Origin of the sequence: Pontibacter sp. 13R65, from assembly GCF_047525655.1 — a bacterium.
Classification (GTDB): domain Bacteria; phylum Bacteroidota; class Bacteroidia; order Cytophagales; family Hymenobacteraceae; genus Pontibacter.
This window is the reverse complement of sequence record NZ_JBLIQL010000007.1, coordinates 42,940-59,347: the sequence shown is the minus strand read 5'-3', so window position 1 is coordinate 59,347 and position 16,408 is coordinate 42,940. Positions and strand designations below refer to the sequence as shown.

The window sequence follows — 16,408 nt, the reverse complement described above, 5'->3', positions numbered from 1 at the left end:
GCTTCGAAAGATAGGCGAATAAGAGGCTGAATGAAAAATTGGAGGTGTACTAGCTGCACCAATCACCCTTGAATTATTCTAATAAAATTGGCCTTCCAAAGTCTTGTATTGCTGCTAACGCCTAAGGGTAGGCAGGTCGTTAGCCGCTAATTTGATTGGTGACTAATGCAGAATGTGCTTTTGTATAAAGATGAGCCTATGACAATTTTACTCAAACAGCCTCCGGAAGGGCTTTTTCATTAGAAACATTTGAGCCTAACACCTTCTCTCCCGCAAGCTTTTAGCTCGTGGTATAAATAGAGCAAGTTTTCGAGTTGCGAAGAACACATTGATGCTCATAAGTACTTTTCTGACCTACTCAGAGGAGGACATTCTCTTCCAAAGTGTCTTTAGGGGTAACTCAGCATAAAGGCAGACCGACTTTATGCTGAGTTACCCCTAAAGACACCATCATGATAATCACGAGCTGAAAACTCGCAGTAGTGATCTAATTTTAACATCAATTAAATATGCCTATAAACCAGCAGCGCCACCCTGTAGAGGTGGCGCTGCTGGTTTATAGCAATAGAAACTAAGCTTAGATATGAATAGCTCTGTTCTCGCTAGCTGCTAAACAGGCTTCTTTCATGGCTTCGGTGTAGGTTGGGTGCGCATGGCTCATGCGGGCAATGTCTTCTGCCGATGCCCGGAACTCCATGGCTACTACTGCCTCTGCAATCATGTCGGCGGCGCGTGGCCCAATCATGTGCACGCCCAGAATCTCGTCTGTCTCTTTATCGGCCAACACCTTCACAAAACCATCGGTGTCCATAGAAGCTTTGGCACGACCAGAGGCTTTGAATGGGAACGAACCGGATTTAAAGGCACGACCTTGCTCCTTCAGTTGCTCCTCAGTGTAGCCTACACCTGCTACTTCTGGCCAGGTATATACCACACCTGGTATCAGGTTGTAGTTGATGTGTGGCTTCTGCCCTACGATCTGCTCTGCCACCAGCACGCCTTCTTCTTCGGCTTTATGTGCCAGCATAGCGCCACGTACTACGTCGCCAATAGCGTAAATACCAGGCACATTTGTTTCGAGGTGATCGTTTACGGCAATCATGCCACGGTCGCCCATCTGCACGCCTGCATTCTCCAGACCAAGACCTTCAGTGTAAGGCTTACGACCCACTGATACCAGTACGTAGTCACCCTCAAACGTCACCGTCTCTCCTTTCGGATTTTCGGCTGTTACTTTTACCACATCGCCTTCGTTAGTAGCTCCGGTTACTTTGTGACTGAAGAAGAACTCGAACCCAAGTGTTTTCTTCAGCACACGCTGCAGTTCTTTACCTAGTGCCCGGTCCATGGTCGGGATAATAGAATCCATAAACTCCACTACCGTAATTTTAGAACCTAAGCGGGCATATACCGATCCAAGCTCTAGCCCGATTACGCCACCACCAATAATCACCATGTGCTTTGGCACTTCTGTTAAAGACAAAGCCTCTGTAGAAGTAATGATCCGCTTCTTGTCCACTGGCAAAAATGGCAGCGAAGTAGGTTTAGAACCTGTCGCAATAATAGTGTTGTCTGTCTCTATCTCCTGCACATTACCATCTACACCGGTAACCTTAATTCTGTTTTTGCTCACAAAAGAACCGAGGCCGTAGTAGGTATCAACCTTGTTCTTCTTCATCAGGTAAGCAATGCCGTCGTTGTTCGATTTTATTACTTCTCCCTTCCGCTTGATCATCTGCTGGATATTTACCTGCAGGTTCTCCAGGTCGATGCCATGTGTTGCAAAGGTATGCGCTGCGTTGTGGTAGTGCTCCGAAGAGTCCAGCAGTGCTTTAGAAGGGATACAGCCCACGTTCAGGCAAGTACCACCTAATACAGTATATTTTTCAACGATAGCGGTTTTAAGACCTACCTGCGCACAACGAACCGCTGCCACGTACCCGCCAGGTCCCGAACCGATAACTACTACATCGTATTTCATTTTTTCAAATTAGAAATTAAAAATTAGAAATTATGAGTTTGATTTGGTCGTAATAAAAATTTTGCTGATAATCTTTCTACCTTCCAGGCAATCCTTATGAATGGAATCAAACCCATTTTCAGGAATATACTGGCTGTCCTTTAGAAGGCGCAGCCAGTACGATGATTCCCGTGCCTCTTTCGCGGCTATATTTAGTTTATTAACAAAATCAGCTTTAGAACTTGCAGCAAGAGCCTCCTCAACATTGGCACCTATAGATGTTCCGCTCCGCAAAAGCTGTTTTGATAGCACAAACTCCTTTTGCTCACTTGTCAGGAATTTATGAAGCTTTATAATGCGCAGCGCAAAAGCGTAACTTTTGTCGCAGATCACATTCTGCCTCTCCTCCCCCACAATTTCTAATTTCTAATTTTGAATTTTTAATTTGGAGTTACACTCCAAGCAATAGGCGCATAGGGTCCTCCAGGAGTTCTTTCACCCTTACCAGGAAGCTTACTGACTCACGGCCGTCGATGATGCGGTGATCGTAAGACAGGGCCAGGTACATCATCGGACGAATCTCTACTTGTCCGTTGATGGCTACAGGGCGTTGCACGATGTTGTGCATACCTAGTATGGCAGACTGCGGCGCATTGATAATCGGGGTAGACATCATAGAACCGAAAACACCCCCGTTGGTGATGGTAAAGGTACCTCCTGTCATTTCCTCGATAGAAAGTTTACCATCTCTGGCTTTCTTAGCCAAACGAATAACTTCTTTCTCAATACCATCCAGCGTCAGTTGCTCCGCGTTACGGATAACCGGCACTACTAGCCCTTTTGGAGAAGAAACTGCTATAGATATATCGCAAAAATCGTTGAACACCATATCATTGCCATCGATCATGGCATTAACAGCTGGCCACTCCTGCAGTGCTACAGTACAAGCCTTCGTAAAGAACGACATAAAGCCTAAGCCTACTTCGTGCTTCTCTTTGAACTTGTCTTTATACTTGGCACGGATGTCCATGATCGGCTTCATGTCTACCTCATTAAAGGTAGTGAGCATAGCCGTTTCATTTTTAACCTGCACCAGTCGGCGGGCAACTGTTTTGCGCAGACTGCTCATTTTTTCGCGACGCTGGTTGCGTTCGCCAGTGGCAGCCGGTGCCGCAGCCTCTTGCTTCGCAGCAGGTGCCGGAGCAGCAGCAGCTGGTTTAGCGGCAGCTTTCTGAGCACCTTGAGCATCTTCTTTGGTAATGCGACCATCACGGCCGGTACCCTGTACATCAGCTGGGTTAATTCCTTTTTCAGAAAGTATTTTGCCGGCAGCCGGCGAAGGTGTACCAGAAGCATAAGTCTGGTTGCCATAGCCTGTAGCAGCAGCTGGTTGCGCCCCAGGCTGGGATGCCGAAGCACTTGGCTGAGCAGCTGGTTTAGCAGCAGCACTGCCAGCACCTGCCACAATGCGGCAAATAGTAGCTCCAATTTCGATGGTATCGCCTTGCTGCGCTACAATCTGCAAGGTACCGGCACCTTCGGCAGGCAGCTCAAATGTAGCTTTATCAGATTCCAGCTCCGCAATGATCTCGTCCATTTCTACACGATCGCCATCGTTTTTCAGCCAGTTGGCAATGGTAACTTCTGTTATAGATTCGCCTACAGTAGGAACTTTCATTTCTATTGTTTCGCCTGTGCCTCCTTCTTGTGCGGCAGGGGCTGCTTCGGCGGTTGGGGCAGAAGCTTCTGCTGGAGCAGAGGCGGCGGCTGGAGCAGCCGGGCTGGCCGAAGCCTCGCCATTTTGCTCAATTTTGCAGATAAGGGCTCCCACTTCTATGGTGTCGCCTTCCTGCGCTACTATCCGTAAAATACCTGCAGCTTCGGCGGGCAATTCGAATGTTGCTTTATCAGATTCCAGCTCACAAATCACCTCATCCATTTCTATGCGATCACCGTCCTTTTTCAGCCACTGGGCTATTGTTACTTCGGTTATAGATTCGCCTACGGCAGGCACTTTTACTTCTAAACTCATATTTATTTCAATTATGAATGACGAATTAAGGATTACGAATACAGGAGGAGAATGATTAGAAAAAGCTTCTTGCTATGAGCCCGGCTATTATCATTCCCTCCTCCTGTACTACTACATTTCGAATGCTCGGTTTACAATATCCTGCTGCTCTTTTACGTGCACTTTCATGTAACCTGTAGCAGGAGAAGCACTTGGCTTACGCGCAATTACATCTTCTATTTGTCTACGCATGATACGCAACATATACATCCAGGCTCCCATGTTTTCTGGCTCTTCCTGTACCCAGTATATTTTAGCATTCTTGTATTTCTGAAGCTCAGCCTCCAACTGCACTTTCGGGAACGGAGCCAACTGCTCCATACGAATAATGGCCACATCAGAGCGCTTGTTTTTCTGTTGCTCTTCCAGCAAGTCGAAATATACTTTGCCAGTGCAGAGCAATACTTTTTTCACACTCTTTGCATTGGCATATACATCTCCGATTACTTCTCTGAAGCTTCCTGAAGTGAACTCCTCTACCGGCGATACTACTGAAGGGTGACGCAGAAGCGACTTAGGCGACATGTTGATAGCCGGCTTGCGGAATGGCAGGGCCAGCTGACGTCGCAGCATGTGGAAGAAGTTGGCTGGCGTGGTAATATGTGTTACGAAAATGTTATTTTCGGCAGCCAGTTGCAGGAAGCGTTCAGGACGAGCGTTAGAGTGCTCAGGTCCCTGCCCTTCATAACCGTGCGGCAGCAGCATAACCACTCCGTTCATACGTTGCCACTTAGACTCTGTAGCCGTTATGAACTGATCTATCATTACCTGGGCACCGTTGGCAAAGTCACCAAATTGAGCCTCCCAGATAACAAGCGCATTGGGGTTAGCCATGGCATAACCAAACTCAAAGCCAAGCACACCATACTCCGATAGCAACGAGTTATAGATCTCCAGTTGGCGCTGACCCTCCTGTACGTTATTCAGGTTAATATAAGGGGCGCTGGTGTTGGCATCGCGGAGAACGGCGTGGCGGTGCGAGAAAGTACCGCGCTGCACATCCTGCCCGCTCAGGCGAACAACTTTACCATCCGTCAGAATAGAGCCGTAAGCAAGCAATTCGGCCGCAGCCCAGTTCAGCTGGCGGGTTTCGAAGAACATTTCTCTGCGGTCTTTCAGCAACTTCTCGATCTGCTTCAAGGGCTTAAATCCTTGTGGCACCGATGTAAGCGCCTCTCCTACCTTTGCTACCACTTCTTCAGAAATACCTGTGGCAGGCGATTGATCAAAATCATCTGGCTTAGACCGGCGCAGCTCTTTCCATTCTTTCTCCAGCGTCTGGTAGTTGTAAGGGAGTGGCTTTTGCTTCACCATGTCCAGGCGATCCTGCAGCAACTGACGGAACTCTTTGTCCATCGTGTCGGCCAGTTCTGCATCGATTTCTCCGTGGCTGATTAGCTCTTTGCTATAAACCTCGCGTGGGTTCGGGTGCTTCGAAATCAGGTTGTAGAGGTGTGGCTGTGTGAACTTAGGCTCATCAGCCTCATTGTGGCCGTGGCGGCGGTAGCACACCATGTCTATAAAAATGTCGCCGCCAAACTTCTGACGGTACTCTGTTGCCAGGCGCACCGCATACACTACAGCCTCCGGGTTATCGCCGTTTACGTGCAGCACCGGCGCGTCAATCATTTTGGCAACATCGGTACAGTAGATAGAAGAACGGGCATCTACGAAATCTGTGGTAAAACCAATCTGGTTGTTGATTACGAAGTGGATAGTACCACCTGTAGCGTAACCAGCCAGTTTCGACATCTGCGTTACTTCATACACAATACCCTGACCAGCTACTGCCGCATCGCCATGTATGAGAATAGGCACAATCTGGCGTGGGTCGTTGTTGTACATGCAGTCTATTTTAGCACGCACAAAACCTTCTACCACCGGGTTTACCGCCTCTAAGTGCGATGGGTTCGGTGCCAGTTTCAGGTTTACTTTATTGCCCGATGGAGTATCTACTTCCGAAGAGAAGCCCATGTGGTATTTCACGTCGCCGTCTCCGTAGGTCAGGTCGGGAACAGCCGTACCTTCGAACTCAGAGAAGATCTGCTCATAGGTTTTGCCCATGATGTTGGCCAGCACGTTTAGGCGGCCACGGTGTGCCATGCCTATTACTACTTCTTTAGCTCCCAGTTCAGAGGCTTTGTCTATAATAGCATCAAGCGCCGGTATGGTTGTTTCACCACCTTCCAGAGAGAATCGCTTCTGACCTAAAAACTTAGTGTGCAGGAAGTTTTCGAATACAACGGCTTCGTTTAACTTAGAAAGAATACGTTTTTTGTACTCCACACCAGGGTTAAAGCTCAGGAAATCTTTTTCGATTTTCTGCTGCAACCAAGTCAGGATTTCCGGATCGCGGATGTACATGTACTCGAAACCGATGCCCGCTTCGTATATTTTTTGTACCGCACTTAAAATATTGCGCAGTGTGGCTGGTCCTATGCCGATCACCTCTCCTACCTGAAACACAGTATCAAGGTCTGCCTCTGTAAGACCGAAGTCTTTCAGGTCGAGCATGGCTTTGCGGTCTTTGCGCTCGCGCACCGGGTTGGTTTTGGAGCGAAGGTGACCACGGCTGCGGTAAGCGTATATCAGATTACGTACAGCTACCTCTTTCTCGGATTCGCCCTGTACGCCTGACGCTGTTTTAGCAGGAGCGGTTACCACTGCTTCTTTCTCGTGCCCGTTTTCAGAATAAGCACCAGAAAATTCATATCCTTCAAAAAATTTACGCCACCCGAACTCTACTGATTCCGGGTCTTGTTGATAAGCTTTGTAAAGTTCATCAATGTAAGCGCCGTGCGCATTGGCGATGTACGTATATTTATCCATAAAATTTGTTGCTGCTTTTTTAAAGCGTAGCAAAGATAAAAGTAATTGTAAAAAAACAAATTCCCTGTATTCGCATAAGCGGGTTTAATTGATTTTCAATAAATTAAAATACATCTCTTAATCTCCCTACTTAAGTCGCATTTACTAAACGTTATATTTGTCCATAAATGTTTTTTCATGTTTTTCAAACAAATGTTCGTGTAAATGTAGGGCAATAACATAAATTTCAGAAGCAAAAGTCATTTTTTATAAAACGATGCTTTTTCATGGTCGATAATAACAGGCACTTAGCTCAAATAGAGCACGTAATAAATTTTATTTAATTAGGACTTATTTAATTCTTATTTAGAATATTTTAAAGTCACAGCATGTTACTTTTTTAGTATTATTACAGAGATTATAAAGTAAAATTTATTCCAAAACATTTATTTCAGCACAAATCTCCTCTTTCCTTACCTTCACAGCATGTTACTTTTAGCTGTCTTCTTTCCTTTAATCTAGAGAAACAGTTGCCTACTTTTAATTTATCAAAAATCAATACTAGCCACTCACTCACCTGAGATTACTTTACCATAGTATCAGTTTCATCTTTTAACTTATACAGCCATGTACAGCCTCCTGCTAGATGAAATTTCGAGAGCGATAGGAGCCAGGCTCCTTATCCAGTTTTCCTATAAAGACCAGGATTATTTAGTAGAGCCTCACCTACTGGGCAAGAACTTTGAATCCGAAAACTGCCTGCTAGCCTGGCAGATAGGAAGAACTGTGACTGGAACAGGCTGGAAGTGCTTTGACTTAAACAGCATTGTTGGGCTTAAACTACTCGAGAAACGCTTTACCTCCCCACGCCCAGGCTACGACCCATACGACAACTCTATGAGCCGTATCTATTACAGAATCTGATCTACACCTTTTGTCCTACCTGTGGCACCTATCGGGTAGCTGGTTTGTTATTATAGCAACCCAGGCAAAAAAGCAACAGGTTTGGCCTCCAAAAAGAAACACCGCAACTACAAAAAAAGAACGCTTCCAGCACCTCTTACAGCACAGGAGAAGGTAAGCCGCTACATGCGCGGCAATAAATCAAAAAACACTAAGCCAGAGCTATTGTTCCGCAAGCTGTTGTGGAAGGCTGGCTTGCGCGGCTACAGAGTGCACTGGCCCAAGGCTCCCGGTAAGCCCGATATTTGCTACCCGAGCCGCAAACTTGCTATCTTTATTCATGGCTGCTTCTGGCACCGCTGTCCTAACTGTCAACCTGTGCTTCCTAAAACTAACCAATTGTTCTGGCAAAATAAATTTGAACGTAACACAGCTCGCGATGTTACTTTCAACACCATGTACCGCGATGCAGGCTGGACAAAAATAACCATCTGGGAGTGCCAGCTATACCGCGACCTGAGCGGCTGCCTTACGCTTGTAAAAGCGCTGCACCAGGGCGTGCCCGCTAGCTACGACGTGGCTGCCTAAGCACATATACGTTTCTGAATTTTTCTAATAAAAGTGTCCTTCCGGAGGCTATTATTTAAATTTTGGATACTAATTGTTAGAGGGTAGATATTTTCTGAAACTAGTTTTCTAATGCTAATCTGTTTCGCCTCAGGCATCTGCAGCAGTTACGCACGCCGCCAGGTCTTACAGCGTATTCCGAATCAGCCGTTTAATAAACAACCAGCTACTAAATTCTTCTAATAATAAAGCACTTCCGGAGACATTTTACCTTTAGTGGGGCACAGGGCCCAGGCAGCCACTGGTAGTGGCTTTGCAATTTTAATGACCAGCCGACCTGAAGCGTAGCCAAAGCAGGTGATTTTATCGTTATAGGCACACGAACAACACCCATGAAATTTAAGACTTATGAAAAAGCATATTCTACTTTTTCTTACCCTTGGCTTCTGTGCCATCAGCTGCCGCGAGAGTGCCAGAGAGGTAACAGATTCTGAAACTGAAACTGTTGCCAACACTCACTCCACCACGCTGCAACCTGCCCTTCAAGCCATTACTGCCAGCGGCCTGCTGATGCACACCAAAGTGCTTGCCTCCGATGCTTTTGAAGGCAGGGCACCCGGAACACGCGGCGAAGACTCTACCGTAAATTACCTTTCACGCCAATTTGAACAACTCGGCCTTGCCCCCGGCAACCCCGATGGCACCTATGTGCAGCAGGTACCTATGTTCGGTTTTACAGCTAATGTGCAGGCATCTTTTACTGCCGGCGGTAAAAAAATCCCACTTGAGTTCCCCAAAGATTATGTAGCTGTGTCGCGGCGCTTCGTGCCCGATATAGCCATAGATAGCTCCGACATGGTGTTTGTGGGCTATGGCATTGCGGCTCCGGAGTACGGCTGGGACGATTACAAAGGAGTAGATGTAAAAGGCAAAACTATAGTGATGCTTATAAACGACCCGCCTGTACCCAGTGCCACTTCTCCTGGCAAACTCGATAGCACGATGTTTGGCGGAAAGGCCATGACCTACTATGGCCGCTGGACTTACAAATATGAAGTTGCTGCTGAGAAAGGCGCTGCCGCCGCCATTATTATTCACGAAACAGGTCCGGCCGGCTACCCTTACGAGGTGGTATCCGGAAGCTGGAGCAGAGAGAACTTCGATATAAGTGCCAAAAACAAGAATATGGACAAAACGGCCGTAGAAGCCTGGATTACCACCGAAAAGGCCCGCCAACTGTTCAGCGCCACGGGCAAAAGCCTGGAAGAGTTAAAGGCCGCCGCGCTCCGAAAAGATTTCAAGCCTGTCGCGCTTCAGGCCAAAGCTAATTTCAGCATGAAGAATAAGCTCCGTGAAATTTCTTCGCGCAATGTAGTCGCAAAACTGGAAGGGTCAGACCCGGATTTAAAAGACGAATACATTGTGTACACTGCTCACTGGGACCATCTGGGAAAAGACGAGAAATTGAAAGGCGACCAGATCTACAACGGAGCCCTCGATAATGCCACCGGAACAGCCGGCCTGCTAGAACTGGCCAAAGCCTTTGTAGCCCTACCCGAAAAACCAAAGCGAACCATTGTTTTTTTGGCCGTAACAGCCGAAGAAAAGGGCCTGCTCGGCTCTAAATACTACGCCAACAACCCTCTTTACCCTCTCAACAAAACATTGGCTAACCTAAACATGGACGGACTGAACACCTATGGCCCCACCGAAGATGTAATTGTGATTGGGCACGGGAACTCTACCCTGGAAGACATTTTAGTAGAAGAAGCTGCAAGCCAGAACCGCCGAGTAGTGCCGGAGGCATTTCCCGAGAAAGGCTCCTTTTACCGCTCCGACCACTTCGAGTTTGCCAAGCAGGGCGTGCCGGCACTGTATGCCAAATCGGGGATAAAGGTGCGCAACCAACCTGCTGACTATGCCACCAAACTTCAGGAAGCCTACACCACCAACGACTATCATAAAGTGAGTGACGAAGTGCGCGACGACTGGAACCTGGACGGAGCCGTAGAAGATTTGCAGCTATTTTTCAGGGTCGGATACAGCGTAGCTAACGGCACACGCTACCCCGAATGGAAAGAAGGAACTGAATTTAAAGCCCGTCGTGATAAAATGTTAGCACCTTAAACAGCTTGCTCAAGCTCCTGTCCATGACATTTTGTAGCTGGCATCGTTAGAGCAGGGCTTCTATACCTTGTGCTCCTGCCCTAACGTGGCATCTCCCGCTTTTTTGCCTAACCAGCAAAATCAGTTTGGAAAATTCTGAGATTCAACCCACTCCACCCTGTTAGCCAGGGAGCCTGCACCCAGGACTAAACAGAGATTCACAGAATACATTTAATACAATTTACAAAGACAAAATTACAAATATAAAGCAAGCAGAAAATATTTATTCACTATTACCAAAACATCATTTATTTCCTAAAAACAGGGTTTCATGTTAATTTTGGATAAATTTATTTCTGATTTTATATACTTTTATTTTCCTACCCGTATATAGAAGTACAAATTTTTATTTCAAACGAAATGAATTAGTCATGAAAAAGAATATGAAACTAGCTTTTGCTGCATTTGCATTTTTCGCTTTTACAGCATGTGGCACTGATAATAATACAGCAACTGAATCTGATACTTCCAGCATGCCGACAGATGCCAGCATGGGCGACGACATGAGCATTGATATGGAAGAAGACACTACCGTGGTAATGCAAGACACTACTGTGAACGATGGCGTAGCCGACGAAATACCGGAAGAGCAACCATAGGTTCAGACATATAAATTAGATAAATTTGGAGGGTCTCTGCTTTTGCGGAGACCTTTTTTTGTTTCAAAGCCAACCGATTGGCTAAAATAACCTGCCCTGGCAATAGTTTGGCTGGCACAGGTAAGGTTTATGATTTATATTTAAGGATGGAACACACTCCCATTGTACACGAAGGCACCGCTATTGTGCTGGTAGAAACCAAGGCCGATTTAAAAGAAGCTGTGGCGCAGCTTAGCAAGAGCAAAGAACTGGCGCTCGACCTGGAGTTTGATCAGAATCGGTTCTCCTACGGCTTTACCCTTTGCCTGATTCAAATAACCGATGGCACAGGCAACTGCTACATTATAGACCCTTTTAAGATCGATAACCTGGAGCCGCTGTACGAGCTAATTGCCTCTCCGGATATTACTAAAATCATACATCACTCCAACAACGATATTTTGCTGCTCGACAAACTTGGCTGCAAAATTAAAGGCGTAATGGACACTGACGTGGCAGCTAAAATTCTGAACTACGAACGTTCCTCCCTGGCCACTGTTATGAAAGAGGAGTTTGACATAGAGATAGATAAAAGCCAACAGTCGAGCAACTGGAACAAAAGACCGCTTACAGAAGACCAGCTGCGCTATGCTGCCATAGATGTTATTTACCTGCACCGGGTTAAACAAAGGCTGGTAGAGCGGGTAAAAGAGGCCGGAAGGCTGCACTGGCTCGAAGAAGAAAACATGCTGCTGGAGCGCCTTTTTTATGCCGAACCCGAAAACCCGCACCTCAAGCTACGTAACGCCTTCCGGCTAAACCTATACCAGCAGTTTATCTTGCAAAGGCTGTTTAGCTTCCGCGATAGCATGGCGCAGAAACTGGATAAGCCGAGTGCCTACATTATTGCCAACGATGCCCTGGTAGAACTCGCCAACAACCCGAACACCGATATTCATGAGTGGCTCAACCACACCAAAGGCCTGCATGCCAGCCTGAAGAAACCAGCCAACGAAAAACTTCTGCAGGAAGCCTTAGACAAGGCAAAGCAGGATGCCAAGGAGCAGGGAATCAGCCACGAATACGCAGAGAATCGCTTTCAGCGCCCTCTCCGCACTCCCGAAACAGAGCAGCGCAAAGAAGCCCTGACGCAGGTACAGAAGAAGGTAGTTGAAAAATACGGCGAATTTGCCTCCAGGCTTATTATAACCCAAAGCCTGATTACCGACTACAGCCAAACCGGTAAGCTGCGCTGCACAAAGCAATACGGCATGGATATTCTCTTAGAAACCGCCGCTGAAGCAGGCATTGAACTTCCCAAGCCTACCCTCAGAAAAAGTAAGCTGGAAGAATAAGTAGCCTAAAAGCAAAAGACTCAGTCGCATACTTCCTTCTGAGTGTAAACAGATTCTCTGACATAGATGTTAGATTGTAGTTATTATACTTTTGCCTGAACCAGGATTTACACAATTTTACAGATTGACAGGATGGTGATTAGTTTGATTCTCTCATTCACTTAATCAAATTATTCTAATGAAAATGGCCTTCCGGAGCTTTTTAGATACATTTTTAACAGTGTCAAGTTATTGCCTATGCAGGATCTAGTCGTAACCATTGTGCAGACTGCCTTGCACTGGCAGGAGGCAACGCAGAATCGCCAGATGTTTTCTGAGAAATTAGCTGCCGCTGCTCCTAAAACCGATCTCATTGTGCTGCCCGAAATGTTCACCACCGGCTTCAGCATGAACGCCGCTCAACTGGCCGAGGAACCAGCAGGAGAAACACTTACCTGGTTGAAAGAGCAGGCAAAAAAGCATAATGCAGTTATAACCGGCAGCATTATTGTGCAGCACGATCAGGCCTTTTACAACCGGCTGCTGTGGGTGCACCCGGATGGCAGCCACCAAACCTACGACAAAAAACACCTCTTCCGGATGGCCAAAGAGCACCACACTTACACCGCCGGAAGCGAACAACTACTAGTACAGCTGAAGGGCTGGAACATACGACCGCTGGTATGCTACGACCTGCGCTTTCCGGTGTGGAGCCGCAATGTGAGCAACAGCTACGATTTGCTGCTGTACGTAGCCAACTGGCCCGAAGCCCGCCAACTGGCCTGGAGCACCTTGCTGCAAGCCCGCGCGATCGAAAACCTGGCTTACACCATTGGCGTGAACCGTGTTGGCTCCGATGGCAACGGCATCCCCTACTCCGGCGACTCCGCCATCATTCATCCCAAAGGCATTAAGCTACTGGAGGCAAGTCAGCAGGAAGGCATTTTTACACTAACCCTCAGCAAACAAGAGCTCACAGATTTTAGAGAGAAATTCCCGGCGCACCTTGATGCGGATGCGTTTAGCTTAGGGCAGTAATCCTGTGGAACGAGAGCTAACCTGCCGCCAGTTTGGGTGCAGGCGTATCACCTGTTTATTTATGGTGCGAAGGCTCACGCCATAGTAGTTGCTTATTCTCAGAAGTTCAGGGAGCAGGATTAGCTTTTTAACTCACCCCATTTTTACTAAGCTGCGGCTGCGCCTAGACTTTCGGCACCTTAACCAAAAGAGAAAGTAAGGAATCTATCAATCAGCAAATTATTATAATAAAATAGCTCTTCCAGAGCCTTTTTGGGTAATCTATGGCTTAGGGCCAGCATCAGCTTAGGGGCAATAGTTCGGTTTACTTGAGCCAGAAAGCGAATTTCTCCACACAAAATCAATCATGGAAGTACTCGCCTAGCGCCTGCTGTAGCTGTTCCTCGTTTTCTACCATCCTAAAATTCAGTTGTGGCCTGGCCTGCAGCATCCGGAGCAGGCATGGGTTATTGCCGTGCAGGAGCAGCAAACGGCCGGGGTTTGGCTGTAGCAACTCCTCTACCAACAGCATCAGCTTTCGCGGGTCTGCCCCCTCTGCTTCCGCCCTGATGCCAACAGCTACCTGCCGCGACTCCTGCAGCAGGCGCAGGGCGTAGTGCTGCAGCATCTCATCAGAGCTTGCATCCAAGTCCAAGGTTGCCACTTCGGGCAAATGCTTTTTTACCCATTCCAGCACAGGCTGCTCGTAGGCAGTTTGAGCCGAGGCCAGCAGGTTAAGGTACAGAAATGCTTTCATCACTGCACCACCAGCTTTTTAACTTGCTGGTCTCCTTTGGTATTAGTTGCTCTCACGAAATAGATGCCTGCTTTATAGCCTTTCAGGCTGATACTGTGGTTTCGGTTAAAACTGGTGGAGCTACTGAAGAGGGTGCGGCCTATGCCATCGTAAAGTGCTACTGCAACAGGCTCCGCAGCCCTTATATTTACTTCACCCACCGCATAGGCGCTAGATGGATTTGGGTACACCTCCAGCCCCAGCCCTGCCACCGGCTCGGAAGGGTTGTATTGCAGCCCATCCGTTTGCTCCAGCAGGTACATGCCGCCAGCCTGCGTACCAACTACCAGGTGCAGCTTATCGGCACCACCCAAAGCAGCCATGGCCACACCAGTAGCACGCCCTAAGCGCGTTTTTACTATATTTTTCAGCACGTCGTTTTGCAACAGATCACTCTCTTCTGTAAAGTTGGCGCTTAGGTCTTTTGTAAAGTCGCGGTACACACGTAATACACCACTATCGTCTACAGTTACGAGTTCTGGTATGCCATTTCCATCTAAGTCCACTGCTATGGGATAAATGTTCCTTCTAAAGTAATCAGGCACTATGCCGCCTAAGGTTCTGGTTTCGAGCTCGAACTTTGGTGCGGTGGCTGTACCCACATTCCGGTGAAACTCCAGCCCCCCGTGAGCTTTGCCGAGCAGCAGGTCCAGGTCACCATCATTGTCTACGTCTACAAAACAGGGCGAATCGCCATCGGTTGTAGTTTGTATGAGCTGCAGTTTGGAAACATCCAGCTGAAATGGCTTGCCTGCCCCAGCAGTGTTGGCGATGTAACTGATGCGGGTGTTGTTAAAGGTTTTCTGGCTGTGCGTTAAGACCAGATCCGGCACGCCATCGTTATTGATGTCGGCAAAGGCAGGCTTTATGCGCAGATATTCCTTGGCTGCCAAGCCCAGGTAGTCGTCGTTAGTGAGTGTGAAGGCAGGTTCTGTAGCCGTGCCCGTATTCAGGTAAAGGCTGAGGGAGGCGGTGTACTTGCCGTTCCGGATAGACGCCATGTTGCCCACCAGCAAATCAGGTTTGCCATCGCCATCCATGTCGGCAAAGGCAGGAAAGGCACCTTCCCCTAAATCAACCATCTGCCCTTGCAGAAAATCTTCCTGCACAAACTCAAAGTCGGGCTTGTCTTCGGCGCCATTGTTCTTATAGAGCCATACCGCCCGCTGCATCTCGCCTAAACTGTCGTTCACGCTGCTGTTGGGAGCCACCAGCAGGTCGGGCACACCATCAAAGGTCACGTCTTCGTAGTAAGGTGCCGTAAACATTCTGAATTTGGCTGGCCGGGTGTTGAGCGGAAACGAGGGCTCCAACGACTCCATGACGGCTTTCGTAGGAGTGCCTACATTTTCCAACATTTGCAGGTTGTCGCAATAAATGTTGCCCATCAGCAGGTCTTTGTCGCCGTCGCCGTCCAGGTCTATGGCCAGGAGGGCGGAGCCGTCGTGGCCGCTGTGCTGCGGTGCAGCCACCCGGCAAAAGCCCCCGAACACAAAGTTGTCGCAGCCATCGCACTCTGTTATGCCGCCCCACCAGTTGGTTTCCTGCACAAAGCGGAGTGTGTTGCAATCCAGGCCCTGCTCCACCCGCATGTTGCGGTGGTACTCCATGGTTTCGCCCAGAGAGAATTCCGTGATCACGATGTCGAGGTCGCCATCGCCGTCCATGTCGGCTATAATCGGTATGTCGGCTGAGCCCATTTGCATGTTGCTCCGTCGCACGTTGTTGTTGCTATAGTACAGAGCATCTTCTGCCAGCTCAAACGAAATCTGGTTGTTCTCGCCCATCACCTGCCGGTACACGCGTATGCCAAGCGGAGAGGAGGTAAAAATATCTTTCAGGCCATCGCAGTTGTAGTCGCGGAGCAGCACCCACGACACCAGGTCCTGCGGAAACAGCGTCTCGTACGCTGGTGCGTACTGGTAGCGCCACTTGCCGTTTTCCTGCACGGCCAGCCAGGTATACACTTTCTGCATAGTTCTATCGAAGGCAAACAGGTCGTCCTGCCCATCCTGGTTCAGGTCTATGGTGGAGAACTGGGGAGAATTGAGGCCGCCGCTCCAGGGAGCCTCCAACTGGCCGCTCATGGTACTAACGGGTAGGTCGTGCCGGAGCCTAAACTGCAGCGGGTCCGGTTGCGCCAGGCACAGCGAGAGCGTACAGAACAGGCAGAGAAGTGAAGTAAAAAGTTTTAGCATAACAGGAAAA

General features: G+C 48.1%; 12 protein-coding genes. 6 read left to right on the top strand and 6 right to left on the bottom strand.

What is annotated here, in order from left to right:
* Nucleotides 1-577: 577 nt before the first annotated feature.
* From lpdA to ACMA1I_RS10640, 4 genes are all read right to left on the bottom strand, one after another.
* Nucleotides 578-1,981 carry a dihydrolipoyl dehydrogenase gene (gene lpdA, locus ACMA1I_RS10655; RefSeq protein WP_337068311.1) on the bottom strand — a complete coding sequence of 468 codons (1,404 nt, stop codon included), beginning with the start codon at nucleotides 1,979-1,981 and terminating at the stop codon, nucleotides 578-580.
* Between the two features lie 30 nt (nucleotides 1,982-2,011).
* Nucleotides 2,012-2,374, bottom strand: a complete 363-nt coding sequence (locus tag ACMA1I_RS10650; protein ID WP_337068309.1) for a four helix bundle protein — start codon at nucleotides 2,372-2,374, stop codon at nucleotides 2,012-2,014.
* A gap of 37 nt (nucleotides 2,375-2,411) precedes the next feature.
* Nucleotides 2,412-3,992: a 2-oxoglutarate dehydrogenase complex dihydrolipoyllysine-residue succinyltransferase gene (gene odhB / locus ACMA1I_RS10645; protein WP_337068308.1), complete on the bottom strand. Its 1,581-nt coding sequence runs from the start codon at nucleotides 3,990-3,992 to the stop codon at nucleotides 2,412-2,414.
* 111 nt (nucleotides 3,993-4,103) lie between these two features.
* Nucleotides 4,104-6,860: a 2-oxoglutarate dehydrogenase E1 component gene (locus ACMA1I_RS10640; protein ID WP_337068307.1), complete on the bottom strand. Its 2,757-nt coding sequence runs from the start codon at nucleotides 6,858-6,860 to the stop codon at nucleotides 4,104-4,106.
* A gap of 606 nt (nucleotides 6,861-7,466) precedes the next feature.
* Here ACMA1I_RS10640 and ACMA1I_RS10635 point away from each other — a divergent pair.
* The 6 genes from ACMA1I_RS10635 (at nucleotide 7,467) to ACMA1I_RS10610 (ending at nucleotide 13,425) form a co-directional block, all read left to right on the top strand.
* Nucleotides 7,467-7,763: a hypothetical protein gene (locus tag ACMA1I_RS10635; RefSeq protein ID WP_337068306.1), complete on the top strand. Its 297-nt coding sequence runs from the start codon at nucleotides 7,467-7,469 to the stop codon at nucleotides 7,761-7,763.
* A gap of 81 nt (nucleotides 7,764-7,844) precedes the next feature.
* Nucleotides 7,845-8,330 (top strand): very short patch repair endonuclease, encoded by a 486-nt coding sequence (locus ACMA1I_RS10630; RefSeq protein WP_337068305.1) that lies wholly within the window; start codon nucleotides 7,845-7,847, stop codon nucleotides 8,328-8,330.
* Nucleotides 8,331-8,717: 387 nt separating this feature from the next.
* Nucleotides 8,718-10,436, top strand: coding sequence for a M28 family metallopeptidase (locus tag ACMA1I_RS10625; RefSeq protein WP_337068304.1), 1,719 nt, complete (start codon nucleotides 8,718-8,720; stop codon nucleotides 10,434-10,436).
* A gap of 410 nt (nucleotides 10,437-10,846) precedes the next feature.
* A complete protein-coding gene (locus ACMA1I_RS10620) occupies nucleotides 10,847-11,074 on the top strand; it encodes a hypothetical protein (RefSeq protein WP_337068303.1) in 228 nt (75 codons plus the stop codon).
* 146 nt (nucleotides 11,075-11,220) lie between these two features.
* The gene (locus tag ACMA1I_RS10615) at nucleotides 11,221-12,408 is read left to right on the top strand and encodes a ribonuclease D (RefSeq protein ID WP_337068302.1); all 1,188 of its coding nucleotides are present in this window, start codon (nucleotides 11,221-11,223) and stop codon (nucleotides 12,406-12,408) included.
* Between the two features lie 237 nt (nucleotides 12,409-12,645).
* Nucleotides 12,646-13,425, top strand: coding sequence for an amidohydrolase (locus ACMA1I_RS10610; protein WP_337068301.1), 780 nt, complete (start codon nucleotides 12,646-12,648; stop codon nucleotides 13,423-13,425).
* A 340-nt stretch (nucleotides 13,426-13,765) separates the two neighbouring features.
* On the opposite strand, the gene ACMA1I_RS10605 is transcribed toward ACMA1I_RS10610, so the two are convergent.
* Together ACMA1I_RS10605 and ACMA1I_RS10600 are read right to left on the bottom strand one after the other, a co-directional pair.
* Entirely contained in the window at nucleotides 13,766-14,161 is a 396-nt protein-coding gene (locus ACMA1I_RS10605; protein ID WP_337068300.1) for a hypothetical protein, read from the bottom strand.
* Nucleotides 14,161-16,398: a T9SS type A sorting domain-containing protein gene (locus tag ACMA1I_RS10600; protein ID WP_337068299.1), complete on the bottom strand. Its 2,238-nt coding sequence runs from the start codon at nucleotides 16,396-16,398 to the stop codon at nucleotides 14,161-14,163. Before ACMA1I_RS10600 ends, ACMA1I_RS10605 begins: the two co-directional genes overlap by 1 nt.
* Between the last annotated feature and the right edge of the window lie 10 nt (nucleotides 16,399-16,408).

Excerpts from the sequence above, each read along its gene's own strand:
- lpdA (WP_337068311.1), bottom strand. The coding sequence starts at position 1,981 with ATGAAATACGATGTAGTAGTTATCGGTTCGGGACCTGGCGGGTACGTG.
- odhB (WP_337068308.1), bottom strand. The coding sequence starts at position 3,992 with ATGAGTTTAGAAGTAAAAGTGCCTGCCGTAGGCGAATCTATAACCGAA.
- ACMA1I_RS10640 (WP_337068307.1), bottom strand. The coding sequence starts at position 6,860 with ATGGATAAATATACGTACATCGCCAATGCGCACGGCGCTTACATTGAT.
- ACMA1I_RS10635 (WP_337068306.1), top strand. The coding sequence starts at position 7,467 with ATGTACAGCCTCCTGCTAGATGAAATTTCGAGAGCGATAGGAGCCAGG.
- ACMA1I_RS10625 (WP_337068304.1), top strand. The coding sequence starts at position 8,718 with ATGAAAAAGCATATTCTACTTTTTCTTACCCTTGGCTTCTGTGCCATC.
- ACMA1I_RS10620 (WP_337068303.1), top strand. The coding sequence starts at position 10,847 with ATGAAAAAGAATATGAAACTAGCTTTTGCTGCATTTGCATTTTTCGCT.
- ACMA1I_RS10615 (WP_337068302.1), top strand. The coding sequence starts at position 11,221 with ATGGAACACACTCCCATTGTACACGAAGGCACCGCTATTGTGCTGGTA.
- ACMA1I_RS10610 (WP_337068301.1), top strand. The coding sequence starts at position 12,646 with ATGCAGGATCTAGTCGTAACCATTGTGCAGACTGCCTTGCACTGGCAG.
- ACMA1I_RS10605 (WP_337068300.1), bottom strand. The coding sequence starts at position 14,161 with ATGAAAGCATTTCTGTACCTTAACCTGCTGGCCTCGGCTCAAACTGCC.
- ACMA1I_RS10600 (WP_337068299.1), bottom strand. The coding sequence starts at position 16,398 with ATGCTAAAACTTTTTACTTCACTTCTCTGCCTGTTCTGTACGCTCTCG.